This is a genomic window from Arthrobacter sp. 10N418, from assembly GCF_056394725.1.
On sequence record NZ_JBFTIK010000003.1, the window covers coordinates 107,324 to 123,765 of the forward strand.

Sequence of the window (16,442 nt, forward strand, 5' to 3'; positions counted from 1 at the left end):
CTAACTGTTCCCGAAAATATCGTGGTACGCCGTCGCCAGCCGCAACGGATCGTGGACCGGACGGCGACCAGACGCCCCCACTTTACCCAAGACCACCTCGGCACCGAGCATCCCGGCCGCCTGTTCGAAGTCGGGCAGGTCCTGGACCGACGCCGGATCGGCCAGGACGACGTCGACTGTGAACTCGGGCGCGTACTCGCGCAGCACCCGGAGGTGGTCCGCGGCGCTCATGCCCAGGGTTTCCTTGGTATCCGTGGCAAGGTTCATCGTCAGGCAGCGCCGCGCAGCCGTGTTGCAGAGGGCTTCGCGCATCTCGGGGAGCAGCAGGTGCGGCAGCACGGAGGTGTACCAGGATCCCGGGCCCAGGATCACCCAGTCGGCCAGCTCGATCGCGGTCAGGGCCTCCATGCATGCAGTGGCGTTCTCGGGCAGCAGCCGGACGCGCTCCAGCGAACCGGCGACGGCACACTTGGCCTGGCCGGTCAGGGTCTGCAGCACCGACGTGCCGTCCGGGGCAGTGACCCGGACCTGGCCTTCGATGGTCAGCGGGATGCTGGACATGGGCAGCACCGCGCCGCGCGCGCCGAGGAGGGCGCCGGCCCACTTGAGGCCGGCGACCGTGTCGCCGAGCAGCTCCCAGAGGGTCACGATCAGCAGGTTGCCCATGGCGTGCTCATCGAGGGAACCGCCGCGCCCCTTGCCGGGGGCGAAGCGGTGCTGCATGACGTCGCGCCAGGTGCGGCCCCAGTCGGTGTCGTCGCACAGCGCGGACAGGGCCATGCGGAGGTCGCCGGGCGGGAGGACGCCGTACTCCTCGCGGAGCCTGCCGGAGGATCCGCCGTCGTCCGCGACCGTGACGATCGCGGTCAGCTCCGAAGTGAGCAGGCGCAGGGCGGAGAGCGAGGCGGACAGGCCGTGGCCGCCGCCCAGGGCCACCACGGAGGGTCCTTTGTCCTGCTGGCTGGCGAAGGCCGCACTGGCTGGCGGGACCAGGGGCAGTGGACCGGTGAGGAGTGCCATTATTCGCGGCCCAGGTCCCGGTGGGTGGTGGTCACGGTGACGCGCGGGTACTGCGCGAGCCTCCGTGAGAGCTCGACGGCCACGGCCACGGACCGGTGCTTGCCGCCGGTGCAGCCGACGGCTATCGTGGCGTAGTGCTTGTTCTCCCGCCGGTAGCCGTCCAGGACCGGCTCCAGCGCCAGCACGTAGCGTTCCACGAAGTTGCTCACCCCCTGGGCCTCCAGCACATAGTCGCTAACATCCTTGTCCAGGCCGGTGTGAGGCCGGAGCTGCGGTACCCAGTGCGGGTTGGGGATGAAGCGGGCATCCGCCACGAAGTTGGAGTCGACGGGCAGCCCGTATTTGAATCCGAAGCTCATGACGTTCAGCCGGAGCGCCACCGGCCCGGTTTCGCTGAACAGCTCGGTGATCGCGGTGGCGAGGCCGTGCACGTTCAGTGCGGAGGTGTCCAGGACGATGTCGGCCATGTCCCGGAGTTCGCGCACAAGTTCCCGCTCGGCCGCGATGCCCTCCAGGATCCGGCCGCCGCCCTGGAGCGGGTGGGGCCGCCGGCCCTGCTCGAAGCGGCGGACCAGCGCGTCGTCGTTGGCGTCAAGGAACAGCACGCGGAAGGTCACGCCGGACGCTTCGAGGGAGCGGAGGGCCGTGCGGATGTCGGCGAAGAGTTCCTTGCTGCGGACATCCATCACGACGGCGAGCTTGGACATCGAGTGCGGCGTCCGCGACACCAGTTCCGCGAGCGTGCCGAGCATCTGGGGCGGGAGGTTCTCCACGACGTACCAGCCGTGATCCTCCAGTGCGTCCGAGGCGGTGCTCCGGCCGGCTCCCGACATGCCTGTCACTACGAGCAGCTCCGCCTCTACGGGCTTGACCGGCGTCATACCGTTCTCGTCCGCGCCGGATTCTGCCGTCGACTCTGCCATCTGTGAAGCCCCGTTTCTGCTGTGCAATGCCTGCTGGTCGCGTCGTGCTGGCCGCGCCTTGAGCGGCGCAGGGATGCCTGCCACCGCGCGCGCCGTTCCAACTCCTTACCCTAGCTAAGTTTCGCGGAGCTAGCTAAGTTTCGAGGATTTCGCCGGTGGTCATGTTGACGGCAGGCACGCCGGCCGCGCCCGCATCACCCTCGGGGCCGAAGTGCCGGACGATCGCGTCGGCCAGGGACGGGCCGATGCCCTTGGCCGCCATGAGGTCCCCGGCCGTTGCCGCCTTGATGCTCTTAACGGAACCGAACTGGGCCAGCAGCGCCTTGCGCTTGGACTCCCCCAGGCCCGGAACGCCGTCAAGCGCGGACACGGTCATGGCCTTGCCGCGTTTCTGCCGGTGGAAGGAGATCGCGAAACGGTGCGCTTCGTCGCGGATGCGCTGCAACAAGTAGAGCCCCGCCGAGGCGCGGGGCAGGATTACCGGGAAGTCACTGTCCGGCAGCCAGACTTCCTCCAGTCGTTTGGCGAGGCCGACGACGTAGACGTCCTCGATGCCGAGTTCGGCCAGTGCCCGGGCCGCAGCGTTGACCTGGGGCTGGCCGCCGTCGACCACGACGAGGTTGGGCGGGTAGGCGAACTTCGCCCGGGACGCCGGCGTCGTCGTGTCCTCGGCCGGGCCGGCCAGTGCGACGGCGACCGCTGCCTCGGACGCCGCATTCAGCGCCGCCTGGCGGCCCGACTGCCGGCCGTGCTGGCGGATGGCTTCCACTTGGGCCGCCTGCGCCGCCTGGTCGTCCAGATAGTGCCGGAAGCGGCGGGTCAGGACATCGTGCATCGCGGCCGTGTCATCGGCGGCGGCGTCTCCGGTCACGGAGAACTTGCGGTAGTCGGACTTCTTCGGCAGTCCGTCCTCGACCACCACCATGGAGCCCACGACGTTGGTGCCCTGGATATGGGAGATGTCGTAACATTCGATCCGCAACAGCGCGACGGGAAGGTCCAGTGCCTCCTGCAGTTCCTGGAGCGCCTGGGAGCGGACGGTCAGGTCGCCGGCGCGCCGGGTTTTGTGGAGCCGCAGTGCGTGCTCGGCGTTCTCCCGCACGGTGGACAGCAGGGCGGCCTTGTCGCCGCGCTGCGGCACCCGGACGTCGACCTTGGCGCCGCGCAGGCCACTGAGCCATTCGGTCAGTTCCGCCGCGTTGCTGGGCTCTGCCGGGACGAGGACCTCGCGCGGCAGCCGGCCCTGGATGCCGGCCTCGTCGCCGTAGACCTGCAGGAGCAGATGTTCCACGAGGTCCGGAGTCGTGGAGTCCTCCACTTTTTCCACGACCCACCCGCGCTGGCCCCGGATCCGGCCGCCGCGGACGTGGAAGACCTGGACCGCAGCCTCCAGCTCGTCCTCGTGCAGGGCGAAGACGTCGGCATCGGTGTCCTCGGCGAGGACCACCGCGTTTCGTTCGAAAACCTTTTTCAGCGCGACGATGTCGTCCCGGAGGCGGGCCGCCCGTTCGTAGTCGAGTTCCGCGACGGCGGCGGCCATCTCCTTTTCGAGCCGTGAGACGAACGGTTTGGCTTCCCCGCCCATGAAGGAGCAGAAATCCTCGGCCAGGGCGCGGTGGCCCTCCGGCGAGATGCGCCCGACGCAAGGGGCGGCGCATTTGTCGATGTAGCCGAGCAGGCACGGCCGGCCGCTGGCTTCGGCGCGCTTGAGGACCCCGGCGCTGCAGCTGCGGACCGGAAAAACCCGCAGCAGCGTGTCCAGCGTTTCGCGGATGGCGCCGGCGGTGTACGGGCCGAAATACCGGGTGCCTTTCCGGCGTTCCCCGCGCAGGACCTGTACGCGGGGGTATTTCTCCCCCATGGTGACGGCGAGGTACGGGTAGGTCTTGTCGTCCCGGAACATGACGTTGAACCGGGGCGCGAACTCCTTGATCCAGGTGTATTCGAGCTGGAGGGACTCGAGCTCACTGCCGACGACTGTCCATTCCACGCTGGAGGCGGTGTGGACCATGGCGTACGTCTTGGGCAGTAGTCCGGCCGGGTTGGCGAAGTAGGAATTCAACCGGGAACGGAGGTTCTTGGCCTTGCCCACGTAGATGACCCGGCCGTGCGGGTCGCGGAAGCGGTACACGCCCGGATTGGTCGGAATTTCACCCGTCTGGGGTCGGTAACTCGCTGGATCTGCCACGTGTCCAGTCTACTGAGCCTGCCGCGGTGCCGCCGACCGCGGCCCGGCGGGACGGCTACTCGGCGCTCTTGCTCTGGTTGTAACTCGTGGAGCGCGCCTGGCCGCTGAGTTCCGCGATCGCGTCCATGATGCGGTCGGTGACCTGGCGGCGTGCGGGCAGCGAATGGTCCGGGCCCGTCTTCTCGAAGTACAGGGGCTCGCCCACTTTCATGGTGAAGTGCTGTGGCTTGACCGATTTGCTGTCCGCGGGCTGCAGGTTCTCCGTGCCGATCAGGCCTACCGGGATGACCGGGGCGCCTGTCGTGAGGGCCAGCCACCCCACCCCGGTACGGCCGCGGTACAGGATCCCGTCCCGGGAGCGTGTGCCTTCAGGGTAGATGCCGATGCCCTTGCCGGAATCGAGGATGTCCAACAGCGTCTTCAGCGCCTGGACGCTGGCCGCCTGCTCGCCGCGCTCCACCGGGATGGAGCCCACCGCTTCGAAAAAGGACTTCATGACTTTGCCTTTGACGCCGCCGGTGGTGAAGTATTCCGCCTTGGCGAAGAATGCCACGGGCCGGGGCATCAGGGCCTGGACGATCACGCTGTCCAGGAAGGAAAGGTGGTTGGGCGCCACGATGAACGGCCCGTGCCGGGGCACGTTTTCGAGGCCGATGACCGTGGGCCGGCAGGTGGAGGATATGAGGCCACGGGTCGTCCAGCGGATTGCGTCAAACATTGCCATTGGCGTGGACCTCGTTCAGGGCGGTGGTCATCAGGGCGGGAGTGCGGACCCGGTCCCGACTGCCGATGGCGTCATCCAGGGCCGCGGTGCTGTGCACAATCTCGACGGCGCCCGCCTCGCGGAGTTCGCCGTCGAGCGCAAAACCCCAGCCGACGCCGATGCAGTCAAGTCCGTTCGCCGCGGCGCCGGCAACGTCCTGGGCCCGGTCCCCCACCATCAGGGCGTGCCGGGCGTCAACGCCGGCCAGTGTATCCAGATCCGCCAGTGCAGCAGCGACGATCCCCGCCTTCCCGGCCGGGCCGGAAGCAGGACCGGCCTCGTCGGCCGCCGAGCCGCGGATGAACCGGAAGCAGGCGGCGATGCCGTGGTGCTCGAGCACGATCCGGGCCAGGCCCTCGGGCTTCTGGGTGGCGACGGCGATCGGCCGTCCGGCTTCGACGTACGAATCCAGGAGGCTCCGGATACCCGGGTACAGGCGGCTCTGCGCGATCCCCGTCGAAAGGTAATGGGCCCGGTAGATCCGGATGGCCTGTTCCAGCTGCGAGTCCGGGACCCCGGCGATCTCCCTCAGCGAGTGGCTGAGTTTGGGGCCGATCATCGCGTCCAGCGGGGCCTTGCCGGGGACTGCGAGTCCCAGTTCGGTGAGGGCCGCGGCTATTCCGTCCGAGATTCCCTGCGCCGGATCGACAAGAGTGCCGTCCAGGTCAAAGATCACGGGCACTGTTGTATGGGTCACCGGCCTAGTTTCTCACGAGTCCGCTGATGCCAGAAACTCCCATGCCCGGAAGGGAATACGTCCGGGCGAGCTCAGGCCTCGGGACGGGGCATCCGCCGAATGCATTCGCGGATGCCCCGTCCCCGGGAGGATGCCCCGGCCCTGCTCAGGCGAGGAGTTCCGCCAGGAATGCCGCCGTATGGCTCTCGGTCGACTTGGCGACGTGTTCGGGCGTGCCGGTGGCAATGACCCTTCCTCCGCCTGATCCGCCGTCCGGGCCAAGGTCGACGATCCAGTCCGCGCTCTTGATAACGTCGAGGTTGTGCTCGATCGTGATCACGGTGTTGCCCTTGTCCACCAGGCCCTGGAGGACCATCAGGAGCTTCCTGATGTCCTCGAAGTGCAGGCCGGTGGTGGGCTCGTCCAGGACGTAGACACTGCGGCCGTTCGAGCGCTTCTGGAGTTCCGCCGCGAGCTTCACGCGCTGCGCCTCGCCGCCGGACAACGTGGTAGCGGGCTGGCCCAGCCGGACGTAGCCGAGCCCGACGTCGACGAGGGTGTTCAGGTGCCGGGCGATCGGTGAGAACGCGGCAAAGAACTCGGCGCCTTCCTCGATGGGCATGTTCAGGACATCCGCAATGGTCTTGCCCTTGTAGTGCACCTCGAGGGTTTCCCGGTTGTACCGGGCTCCATGGCAGACCTCGCAGGGGACATACACGTCCGGGAGGAAGTTCATCTCGATCTTCAGGGTGCCGTCACCGGAGCAGGCTTCGCAGCGGCCGCCCTTGACGTTGAAGGAGAACCGGCCGGGCTGGTATCCGCGCACCTTGGCCTCCGTCGTTTCGGCGAAGAGCTTCCGGATGTTGTCAAACACGCCGGTATAGGTGGCCGGGTTGGACCGCGGGGTGCGGCCGATGGGGCTCTGATCGACATGCACCACCTTGTCGAGGTGCTCCAGGCCCTGGATCGACTTGTGGCGTCCGGCCACCTGCTTGGCGCCGTTGAGCTTGTTGGCCAGCACCTTGTAAAGGATCTCGTTGACCAGGGTGGATTTGCCCGAGCCGCTGACGCCCGTCACTGCTGTGAAGAGTCCCAGCGGGAAACTGGCGTCGACGTTCAGGAGGTTGTTCTCCTTGGCCCCGACCACCTTGAGCTCACGCTTCTTGTCGTACTTGCGGCGTTTCTTCGGGATGTCAATTTTCTTGCGGCCGGAGAGGTAGTCGCCGGTCAGGGACGCCGTGTTCTCCAGCAGGGCCTGGTAGGAGCCGGAATGCACTACGTTGCCGCCGTGTTCGCCGGCGCCGGGTCCGATGTCCACTACCCAGTCGGCTTCCTGGATGGTGTCCTCGTCATGCTCCACCACAATCAGGGTGTTGCCGAGGTCGCGCAGCCTGGTCAGCGTTTCGATCAGCCGGCGGTTGTCGCGCTGGTGCAGGCCGATGGATGGTTCGTCGAGGACGTAGAGCACGCCGACAAGTCCCGATCCGATCTGGGTAGCGAGCCGGATGCGCTGGGCCTCGCCGCCGGAGAGCGTACCCGAGGGGCGTTCGAGGTTCAGGTACTCAAGTCCGACGTCGAGGAGGAAGGTCAGGCGGGCCTGGATTTCCTTCAGGACCTGGTGTGCGATCTGGGCCTCCCGGCCGGTGAGCACGAGGGTGTTCAGGAAATGCGCGCATTCGCGCATCGGCAGCGCTGCGACCTCCGCGATGGACTTGCCGTTGATCAGGACCGAGAGCGACGCCGGGTTCAGCCGGGCACCGTTACAGGCCGGGCACGGGACCTGCCGCATGTACTCCTCGTAGCGGTCCCTGGCCGTGTCCGAGTCGGTTTCAGTGTGCTTGCGGTGGACGTACTGGACGACGCCCTCGAAGCCCGTGCTGTACTTGCGTTCCCGGCCGAAGCGGTTGCGGTACTGCACCACGACCTTGTGGTCTTTGCCGTGCAGGACGGTCTGCCGCGCCTCGGCGGGAAGCTTCTCCCACGGCGTGGTCATGGAAAATCCGAGCTCCTTCGCGAGGCCGCCGAGGAGCCGGTTCCAGTACTCGGTCGTCGCCGTCCCGAGCGACCATGGCGCGATGGCGCCTTCGGAGAGTGAGAGCTCCGGGTTGGGGATGAGGAGTTCCTCGTCGACCTCAAGCTTGGTGCCGATGCCGCTGCAGGCAGTGCAGGCGCCGAAGGGGTTGTTGAAGGAGAACGATCGCGGCTCGATCTCGTCGATGGCGAGGGGGTGCTCATTGGGACAGGCAAGGTGCTCGGAGAACGCCCGGATCCTCTCGGGATCGTCAGCCTCAAGGTCGACGAATTCGGCCAGTACCCGGCCCTCGGCGAGTCCCAGGGCGGTCTCGACCGAGTCGGTGAGGCGCTGGCTGATGCCTTCCTTGACCACAAGGCGGTCAACGACAACTTCGATCGTGTGCTTGAACTGTTTGCCCAGCTTGGGCGGGTCGCTGAGCTGGATGAGCTTGTCATCCACCCGCGCCCGCGAGTAGCCCTTCGCGGTGAGCTCCTTGAACAGGTCAACGAATTCGCCCTTGCGGCCCCGGACCACGGGCGCCAGCACCTGGAACCGCGTGCCGTCCGGCAGTTCGAGCAGCTGGTCCACGATCTGCTGGGGGGTCTGCTTCGCTACCGGCTCCCCGCAGATGGGGCAATGCGGCCGGCCCACGCGGGCCCACAGCAGGCGCATGTAATCGTAGATCTCGGTGATGGTGCCCACCGTTGAACGGGGGTTCTTGCTGGTGGACTTCTGGTCGATCGACACTGCGGGCGAGAGGCCCTCGATGAAGTCGACGTCGGGCTTATCCACTTGACCGAGGAACTGCCGGGCATAGGCCGACAGCGACTCGACATAGCGGCGCTGTCCTTCGGCAAAAATCGTATCGAACGCCAGGGATGACTTCCCGGACCCGGACAGCCCGGTGAAGACGATCATGGCGTCGCGGGGAAGATCGAGGTCAACGTTGCGCAGGTTGTGTTCGCGCGCGCCCTTGACGACAAGCCGCGTCAGGTCGGGACGCTTCACGTCCGGGCGCGCCTGGTCGGGGCCCGGCCGGCCAGGGCCCGGTTCGGCGGACGCCACTGGTGCGGAGGCGGACTGGACTTCAACGGCTGGATCTTCAGCTACAGCTTTAGGCACGGAACTAATGCTAATCGAAAACTTCTTCGAAGAACTATTCTCCCCGCAGTCCCGGGGCCGCGCGGCCCTACTGGCGGTCGTAGGCGGCGGCAAGCAATTGGACGGCTTCGGCGAAACTTGCCCCCTGGGCCTTGGCCGCCGCAGCGAAGTCGGCAGCGGAGGCTGACAGCGAGCCCCAGGCGGCGTCCCGGGCACAGACGACCGTCCCGTTCCGTCCCCGCGTCGCCACGATACCGGCGGCTTCGAGTTCCTTGTAGGCGCGCGCCACCGTGTGGGGGGCCACGCCCAGTTCTCCGGCCAGGATTCGGACTGCCGGCAGCCTCGTTCCAGGCGCCAGGGCGCCGTTGTCGGCGCGTTCAATGATGTGGAGCCGGAGCTGTTCGAACAGCGGGACGGTGCTGGCCGGGTTGGGCCGCCACGAACCAGGGAAGCGTCCCGCGGCGGCCTCCGTCGGGCTCACTGTTCCCGCTCCCGGACGCCCTGCAGCTGTTCGCGACCCGCGAACTGCGCCTCGTACAACGTTGCGTAGTGCCCGCTCCTGGCCATCAGCTGCTGATGGGTCCCGAGTTCAACGATCCGTCCATGGTCCATGACGAGAATTAGATCAGCGTCCCGGACCGTGGACAAACGGTGCGCGATGACGAAGCTCGTATGACCCCGGCGCAGCCGCTGCATTGCCTGCCGGATCTGCACCTCGGTGCGGCTGTCCACGGAGCTGGTCGCCTCGTCCAGCACCAGGATGCTGCGCCCGGCAAGCTCTGCGCGCGCGATCGAAATGAGCTGGCGCTGCCCCCGGCTCAAGGAGTCGCCGTCGTTGCCGATCACTGTGTTGTAGCCTGCAGGCAGGGCCCGGACGAACTGATCCACATGGCTGGCCCGGGCCGCCGCGACGATCTCGGCGTCGCTGGCGCCGGGCCGGCCGTATTCGATGTTTTCCCTGATGCTCCCGGTGAACAGCCAGGCATCCTGGAGCACGACGCCGAAGACGGACCGCAACTCATCGCGCGGCAGGTCCGCTATGTTGATGCCGTCAACACTGATCCGCCCCGAATCGAGTTCGTAGAACCTCATCAGCAGGTTTACGACAGTTGTCTTGCCGGCGCCGGTGTGTCCCACGATGGCCACCGTCTGCCCGGGCTCCACGGCAAAGGAGAGATCCTGGATCACCGGGGATCCCGGGCTGTAGCTGAACGTGACATGCTCGAAGGCGACGCGTCCCTCCACGCCCGGAACTGCGCCGGTGGCGCCCGGGTTCCCGGGAGTGCCCGTGTCCGCGGAGGCCCGGTGTGTGGGCGCGGGGTGTGGAAGCCGGACAACGGCCGGACCCTCCGGCGCGATCTCCGGCGCGTCCAGGAGGGCGAAGACACGCTCCGCGGAGGCAAGACAGGACTGCATGAGCGTCAGCATGCCGCCGATCTGGCCCATCGGCTGGCTGAAGAGACGGCTGAACTGGATGAAGGCCTGGATGCCGCCAATGGTCAGGACGCCTGCCGTGACCTGAAACGCCCCCACCACGGCAACAGCGATGTAGTTGAGGTTGGCCATGAAGATCATCAGCGGCTGGACGACGCCCGACAGGTACTGCGCGCGGGCGCTGGAGCGGGTCAGCTTGTCGTTGCTGTCCGTGAAGCTGGCTGCCGACGCGTCCTGCCGCCCGAAGGCCTTGACCACCTCCTGCCCCGTGATGAACTCCTCCAGCTGGGAGTGCAGCTCGCCCGTGTTGGCCCACTGTGCGGTGAAGTGGGCCTGGGATTTCCGTGCCACGGGCACGGTGATCAGCGTGGACACCGGAACGGTCACCAGTGCGATCAGGGCAAGGAGCGGTGAAAGCCACAGCATCATGGCCAGCGCTCCGGAGAGCATCAGGACGGACATGATCAGCTGGTTGAGGAGCTGGTTGAGGGCCTGCGAGATATTGTCGACGTCGTTGGTGGCTCGGGAGAGCACCTCACCGCGGTGCTGTTCATCGAAGTGGCTTGAAGGCAGCAGATGCAGTTTGTCCTCGACAGAGGCGCGAAGGGCGTAGCCGACGCGCTGCACGGCACTGGCGGTCAGCGCACCCTGGATCCAGCTGAAAAGGGATGCGCCGATGTACATCACGGCGACGGTCACCAGCAGGGTCTCGAGCTTTTGCTCGTTGAAGGACCCTCCCAGGAATCCATGCACGACCACATCGGTGGCATCCCCCAGGATCTTCGGGGCCGCGACGTTGAGGGTGACAAAGGCGCAGGTGGCGGCAATGACGCCTGCCATCCGCCACTTGGCGGGCTTGAGCAGTCCAAGCAGCCGCGTGGCGCTCCGCCACCGCAGCCGGTCCGTGTCCCTGCTCACGGCGACTCCTCCAGCACGAGCTGGGAGGCTGCGATCTCCCGGTAGCTCGGCGAGGACTCCATAAGTTCCTTGTGGGTGCCCTGCGCGACGAGCCGGCCATCTTCAAGCACGAGGATGAGGCCGGCGTCCATGATCGTGGCCACCCGCTCGGCCACGATCAGCACGGTGGCCGAGCGCAGTAGGGGTTCAATCGCCTCCCGAAGCCTGGCATCCGTTCCGTAGTCCAGCGCCGAAAAACTGTCATCGAACAAATAGACCGGGGCGCGACGGAGCAGGGCCCGGGCGATACACAGCCGCTGCCGCTGGCCGCCGGAGAAGTTGGTGCCGCCCTGGCTCACCGGCGAGTCAAGGCCCTCCGGCAGTGCGCGAACAAAGTCCTCGGCCTGGGCGGTCCGGAGCGCGGCCCAGAGCTCCTCGTCGCCAGCTGTGGGCGAACCGAAACGGAGGTTCGCCGCGAGCGTCCCGGAGAAGAGATAAGACTGCTGGGGCACAAGGGAGATGTGGGAACGGAGAACGGCCAGCGGCAGCGCACGCAGGTCGCAGCCGCCGAGGCTGATCTGTCCGCCAGTGGCGTCAAGGAAACGCGGCAGCAAGTTGAGCAGGGTGGTCTTGCCGCTGCCGGTGGCGCCGATGATCGCCGTCGTGGTCCCGGGAACCGCGGTGAAGCTGACGCCGTCCAATACGGGAGACTGGGCCCCCGGGTAGGCGAAAGTAACGTTGCGGAACTCCAACGGGCAAGCGGAAGGGACGGCGCCGCCGGACGGCAGGGCAGCAGCCGCACCGGCGGCCGCTGCAGGGTCCGCGATCGCGGGATCGGTATCCAGCACTTCCTGGATCCGCTCGGCGCACGCGGCCGCGCGCGGTGCGGTCATGAACACGTACATTGCCATCATGATTGCGATGAGGATCTGGAGGATGTAGGCGATGAGGGCGGTGAGGGCGCCCACCCGCATTTCCCCGGCTTCGATCCGGTGGCCGCCGAACCAGATGACGCCCACGGACGAAAGGTTGACCACGAGCATGATCATCGGCAGCATCCCCGCGACCAGCAGCGCGGACTGCAGGCTGTTCCGTGTGAGCTCCACGTTGACGGCGTCGAAGCGGCGGGCCTCGTGGCGCTGCCGGACGAAGCCGCGGATCACGTTGGCGCCGATGATCTGCTCGCGCAGCACCCGGCTCATCCGGTCGATGAGCCCCTGCCCCTCACGGTAGAGGGGTATCAGGCGGCGCACGATCACGGTCATGATGACGGCGAGCACCGGGATCACGGCAACCACGATGCCGGAGAGTGCCATGTCCTGGTGCACCGCGAGGGCAATGCCGCCGAGGAAGATCGCCGGGGCCGCGATCAGCATGGTGAAGACCAGCACGGCGAGGTTCTGGATCTGGGTGACGTCATTGGTGGCACGGGTGACGAGGCTGGGTGCACCGAAGGCCCCGACCTCCTGCGACGACATGGACTGCACCTTGGCGAATAGTTCCGCACGCAGCTGGCGCCCCAGCTCCATGGCCACGACGGCGCCCAGGTAGCCGGCCCCGATCGCGGCTACAACCTGGACGGCAGCGATCCCTGCCATCCACGAACCAAGGCGAAGGATTTCCGCCGTGTTGCCGGCGATTATTCCGTCATCGATGACGGCGGCATTCAAGGTGGGCAGCAGCAGATTCGCCGAGGTTTGCACGAGCTGCAGGAGGACGATGGCCAGCACGGTCACCTTATGGGCGGACAACAGGCGCCCCATCAGGCCAATAAGCACCGAACCTCCATCACTAGCGCAGGGCTCGGACAAGGAAACAGCATGACGCCCACCCCCGAGGCCGCTCCGTCATTGTAAGCCCCGCCGCGGAGTGCTCCGTGTCATACCGCCGACACCCCGTTCAGTCGTGTTTGCGGGCCACTGCAAAAATGCGCCGGAAGGCGAAGACCGTCCCGTGGGGGCCGGGCGGATAGGCTTCGGCAAGGCGGGCCGAGTACTCGGCCTCGAACTCCTTCGCCTCCGCGGGGGTGAGGGCCGCAAGGACGGGCCGGAGGCCCGTACCCCGCACCCATTCCAGCACCGGGTCCTGACCGGCGAGAAGCTGCAGGTAGGTGGTCTCCCATGCGTCGGCGTCGCATCCGGCGTCGAGCATGATGTCAAGGTAGTCGGCGGGCTCCCCCACGACGTCGTCGTGACGCAGCACCCCGGCAAGCCGCCCGGACCAGGCCTCCGATTCCGCGAGCCCGCGCATGAGCGTGTGCGACGGAGAATTGAAATTGCCGGGCACCTGCAGCGCGAACCAGCCTCCCGGTTTGAGCGCGTCAAGCCAGCGGCGGAGCATCCCACGGTGGCCGGGCACCCATTGCAGCGCCGCGTTGGTGACCACCACGTCCGTCTCCCCCGACGGCATCCACCCGGCGATGTCGGCCAGGCTGAAGGAGAGATTCTCCGCCTGGGCAGCGTAGCCGCCGGACTTCGCCAGCATCTCCTGGGAGGAGTCCAGGCCCAGCACCTGCGCATCCGGCCAGCGGTCCGCGAGAGTCGCCGTCAGGTTGCCCGGACCGCAGCCCAGGTCAACGACATGGTGCGGGGCGTCCGCATGCACCCTGGCCGTCAGGTCAAAGTAGGGTCTGTCCCGGTAATCCCCGAACTGCACGTATTTTGCGGGGTCCCATTTCACTAGTTTCCTCCAGTCGCCGGCAACAAGCCTTATTCGCGATGCGTTATTTGAGATGCGTCGTTTGAGAAGCCCTGTTCGAAGCGTAACCCCGGCTGGGGGGCGCGCCAAGGAGGCCACGCACCCGCGGGCAGTGCCCCGCGGACGCCGCCTGGGGAGTGCGCGCCCGGCCGCGGGCACTAAGCTGGAAAGCAATGAAACTCGTTGATCAGCTCCCCGCCCCGGTCGCCCGAATTCCCGGCAGAACCGGCCTCGATCCGGACGAGCTCTACACCAGATTTGTCGAGTGGACCGAAAGCCGCGGGCTGGCGCTCTATACCGCCCAGGACGAAGCCATCATGGAGTTTGCCTCCGGCGCCAACGTGATCCTGGCGACCCCCACAGGCTCCGGAAAGTCGCTCGTCGCGATTGCCGCACATTTCCAGGCCATGGCCCGCGGCCAGCGCAGCTATTACACCGCACCCATCAAGGCCCTCGTGTCCGAGAAGTTCTTCGCCCTCTGCGAGATCTTCGGCGCCGAAAACGTCGGAATGATCACCGGTGATTCCGGCGTCAACCAGGACGCGCCGATCATCTGCTGCACCGCCGAAATCCTCGCCAACACCGCCCTGCGCGAGGGCGCCGCCGCCGAGCTCGGCGCCGTCATCATGGACGAGTTCCATTTCTACGCCGACCCCCAGCGCGGCTGGGCCTGGCAGGTTCCCCTGCTCGAGCTCCCCCAGGCCCAGTTCCTGTTGATGTCCGCAACACTTGGCGACGTCAGCCGCTTCGAGGCGGGCATCAGCGAACTGACCGGTCGTCCGACGACGACCGTCAGTTCCGCGGAGCGTCCCATTCCGTTGCACTACTACTACGAGCAGACCCCCGTCCACGAGACCCTCGAGGAGTTGCTCGCCACGAAGCAGGTGCCCGTCTACGTCGTGCACTTCAGCCAGGTCGAGGCGATCGACCGGGCCCAGAACCTCATGAGCATCAACGTCTGCACCCGTGAGGAGAAGGACAAGATCGCCGAGCTGATCGCCGGCTTCCGTTTCGCCGCCGGCTTCGGCAAGACCCTGAACCGGCTGGTCCGCCACGGCATCGGCGTCCACCACGCGGGGATGCTCCCGAAGTACCGCAGGCTCGTGGAGCAACTGGCCCAGGCCGGGCTGCTCAAAGTCATCTGCGGCACCGATACGCTCGGCGTCGGCATCAACGTGCCGATCCGCACTGTGCTGCTCACCGCCCTGAGCAAGTACGACGGCGTCCGCACCCGGCTGCTGAATTCCCGCGAGTTCCACCAGATCGCCGGCCGGGCCGGCAGGGCCGGCTACGACACGGCCGGGACTGTCGTCGTGCAGGCGCCCGAGCACGTCACCGAGAACGTCAAGGCGATGGCCAAGGCCACGGCGAAATTCGGCGACGACCAGAAGAAACTGCGCCAGGTGGTCAGGAAGAAGCCGCCCGAGGGCTTCGTGTCCTGGGGCGAACCGACCTACAAGCGGCTTGTCGACTCCGTCCCGGACCCGCTGACGTCGAGTTTCACCGTGACCCACGCGATGCTGATGAACCTGATGGAACGGCCCGGTGATCCGTTCACCGCCGCCCGCCGGCTGCTCACCGAAAACCATGAGCCGCGCAGCTCCCAGCTCCAGCTCATGAAGAAGGCCCTCGGCATCTACCGGGAGTTGCTGGCGGCCGGCGTCGTGGAGCGGATTCCGGCCGCCGAGCAGGGCGCGGACGGCCGGACGGTCCGGCTCACGGTCCACCTGCAGGCCAACTTCGCCCTGAACCAGCCGCTGTCCCCGTTTGCCCTCGCGGCGCTGGAGCTGCTGGACCCGGAGTCGCCGTCGTATGCCCTGGACGTCGTGTCCGTGATCGAGGCGACGCTGGAGAAGCCGAGGCAGATCCTGTCCGCCCAGCAGAAGAAGGTCCGCGGCGAGGCCATTGCGGCGATGAAGGCCGACGGCATTGAGTACGACCAGCGCATGGCCATGCTCGAGGAGGTCACCTACCCGCAGCCGCTGGCCGGGATCCTGGGCGAGGCGTTCGACGTCTACCGCAAGGCCGCACCATGGATCGGCGACTTCGAGCTGGCGCCAAAGTCCGTGGTCCGTGACATGTACGAGCGTGCCATGAACTTCGGCGAGTTCGTGCAGTTCTACGGCCTGGCCCGGTCCGAAGGCATTGTGCTGCGCTACCTCGCGGACGGCTTCAAGGCCCTCCGCCAGACCGTCCCCCGGGACGCGCTCCGCGAAGACCTCGAGGACCTCATCGCCTGGCTGGGCGAACTGGTGCGCCAGGTGGACTCCAGCCTCCTTGACGAGTGGGAGGAGCTCACCTCCGGTGCCGTGCCGACCCGGCACGACGCTCCCCCGCCCCCGCCGCCGTCCCTGACGTCCAACATCCGGGCCTTCCGGGTGATGGTGCGCAACGAGATGTTCCGCCGCGTGGAACTGTTCGCCGACGAGGCCGCCACGGCCCTGGGCGACCTCGACGCCGGCTCCGGCTGGGACGCCGAACGGTGGGAAGACGCGCTGGACGACTACTTCGACGAACACGACGACATCGGCACGGGCCCCGACGCCCGCGGACCAGGCCTCCTCATCATCACGGAGGAGCCCGGGGCGTGGAAGGTCCGCCAGATCTTCGATGATCCGGCCGGCAACCACGACTGGGGCATCTCGGCCGACGTCGACCTGGCGGCCTCGGACGACACCGGCACCGCAATCGTTCGTGTGACGGACGTCAACCGCCTCTAGTCGCTAGTA

General features: G+C 67.1%; 11 protein-coding genes. 1 reads left to right on the forward strand and 10 read right to left on the reverse strand.

What is annotated here, in order from left to right; genetic code table 11:
• The 10 genes from AC1DCZ_RS03215 to AC1DCZ_RS03260 form a co-directional block, all read right to left on the reverse strand.
• Entirely contained in the window at positions 1-1,020 is a 1,020-nt protein-coding gene (locus tag AC1DCZ_RS03215) for a gluconeogenesis factor YvcK family protein (protein WP_476973359.1), read from the reverse strand.
• Positions 1,020-1,943, reverse strand: coding sequence for an RNase adapter RapZ (gene rapZ, locus AC1DCZ_RS03220; protein WP_476973360.1), 924 nt, complete (start codon positions 1,941-1,943; stop codon positions 1,020-1,022). The genes AC1DCZ_RS03215 and rapZ overlap by 1 nt, the downstream gene beginning before the upstream one ends.
• Positions 1,944-2,076: 133 nt before the next feature.
• Positions 2,077-4,131: an excinuclease ABC subunit UvrC gene (uvrC, locus tag AC1DCZ_RS03225; protein ID WP_476973361.1), complete on the reverse strand. Its 2,055-nt coding sequence runs from the start codon at positions 4,129-4,131 to the stop codon at positions 2,077-2,079.
• Positions 4,132-4,186: 55 nt separating this feature from the next.
• Positions 4,187-4,855: a lysophospholipid acyltransferase family protein gene (locus AC1DCZ_RS03230; RefSeq protein ID WP_476896526.1), complete on the reverse strand. Its 669-nt coding sequence runs from the start codon at positions 4,853-4,855 to the stop codon at positions 4,187-4,189.
• Positions 4,842-5,591: an HAD hydrolase-like protein gene (locus tag AC1DCZ_RS03235; protein WP_476973362.1), complete on the reverse strand. Its 750-nt coding sequence runs from the start codon at positions 5,589-5,591 to the stop codon at positions 4,842-4,844. Before AC1DCZ_RS03235 ends, AC1DCZ_RS03230 begins: the two co-directional genes overlap by 14 nt.
• A 145-nt stretch (positions 5,592-5,736) precedes the next feature.
• Positions 5,737-8,706, reverse strand: a complete 2,970-nt coding sequence (gene uvrA / locus AC1DCZ_RS03240) for an excinuclease ABC subunit UvrA (RefSeq protein ID WP_476896524.1) — start codon at positions 8,704-8,706, stop codon at positions 5,737-5,739.
• Positions 8,707-8,773: 67 nt separating this feature from the next.
• Entirely contained in the window at positions 8,774-9,166 is a 393-nt protein-coding gene (locus AC1DCZ_RS03245; protein WP_476896523.1) for a GntR family transcriptional regulator, read from the reverse strand.
• On the reverse strand, positions 9,163-10,959 hold the full coding sequence (locus tag AC1DCZ_RS03250) for an ABC transporter ATP-binding protein (RefSeq protein WP_476973478.1): 1,797 nt from the start codon (positions 10,957-10,959) through the stop codon (positions 9,163-9,165). Before AC1DCZ_RS03250 ends, AC1DCZ_RS03245 begins: the two co-directional genes overlap by 4 nt.
• Before the next feature lie 74 nt (positions 10,960-11,033).
• Complete coding sequence (locus AC1DCZ_RS03255; protein ID WP_476973479.1) at positions 11,034-12,779, reverse strand: ABC transporter ATP-binding protein; 1,746 nt, start codon at positions 12,777-12,779, stop codon at positions 11,034-11,036.
• Positions 12,780-12,915: 136 nt separating this feature from the next.
• Entirely contained in the window at positions 12,916-13,695 is a 780-nt protein-coding gene (locus AC1DCZ_RS03260) for a trans-aconitate 2-methyltransferase (RefSeq protein WP_476896522.1), read from the reverse strand.
• A 191-nt stretch (positions 13,696-13,886) separates the two neighbouring features.
• Here AC1DCZ_RS03260 and AC1DCZ_RS03265 point away from each other — a divergent pair, with 191 nt between their 5' ends.
• A complete protein-coding gene (locus AC1DCZ_RS03265) occupies positions 13,887-16,433 on the forward strand; it encodes a DEAD/DEAH box helicase (protein WP_476896521.1) in 2,547 nt (848 codons plus the stop codon).
• The last annotated feature ends 9 nt before the right edge of the window (positions 16,434-16,442 follow it).

What these genes read in the sequence shown, in the direction of transcription:
- AC1DCZ_RS03215 (WP_476973359.1), bottom strand. Translation starts at nt 1,020, where the DNA reads ATGGCACTCCTCACCGGTCCACTGCCCCTGGTCCCGCCAGCCAGTGCG.
- rapZ (WP_476973360.1), bottom strand. Translation starts at nt 1,943, where the DNA reads ATGGCAGAGTCGACGGCAGAATCCGGCGCGGACGAGAACGGTATGACG.
- AC1DCZ_RS03230 (WP_476896526.1), bottom strand. Translation starts at nt 4,855, where the DNA reads ATGGCAATGTTTGACGCAATCCGCTGGACGACCCGTGGCCTCATATCC.
- AC1DCZ_RS03250 (WP_476973478.1), bottom strand. Translation starts at nt 10,959, where the DNA reads ATGGCAGGCGTCATTGCCGCCACCTGCGCCTTTGTCACCCTCAACGTC.
- AC1DCZ_RS03255 (WP_476973479.1), bottom strand. Translation starts at nt 12,779, where the DNA reads ATGGGGCGCCTGTTGTCCGCCCATAAGGTGACCGTGCTGGCCATCGTC.
- AC1DCZ_RS03265 (WP_476896521.1), top strand. Translation starts at nt 13,887, where the DNA reads ATGAAACTCGTTGATCAGCTCCCCGCCCCGGTCGCCCGAATTCCCGGC.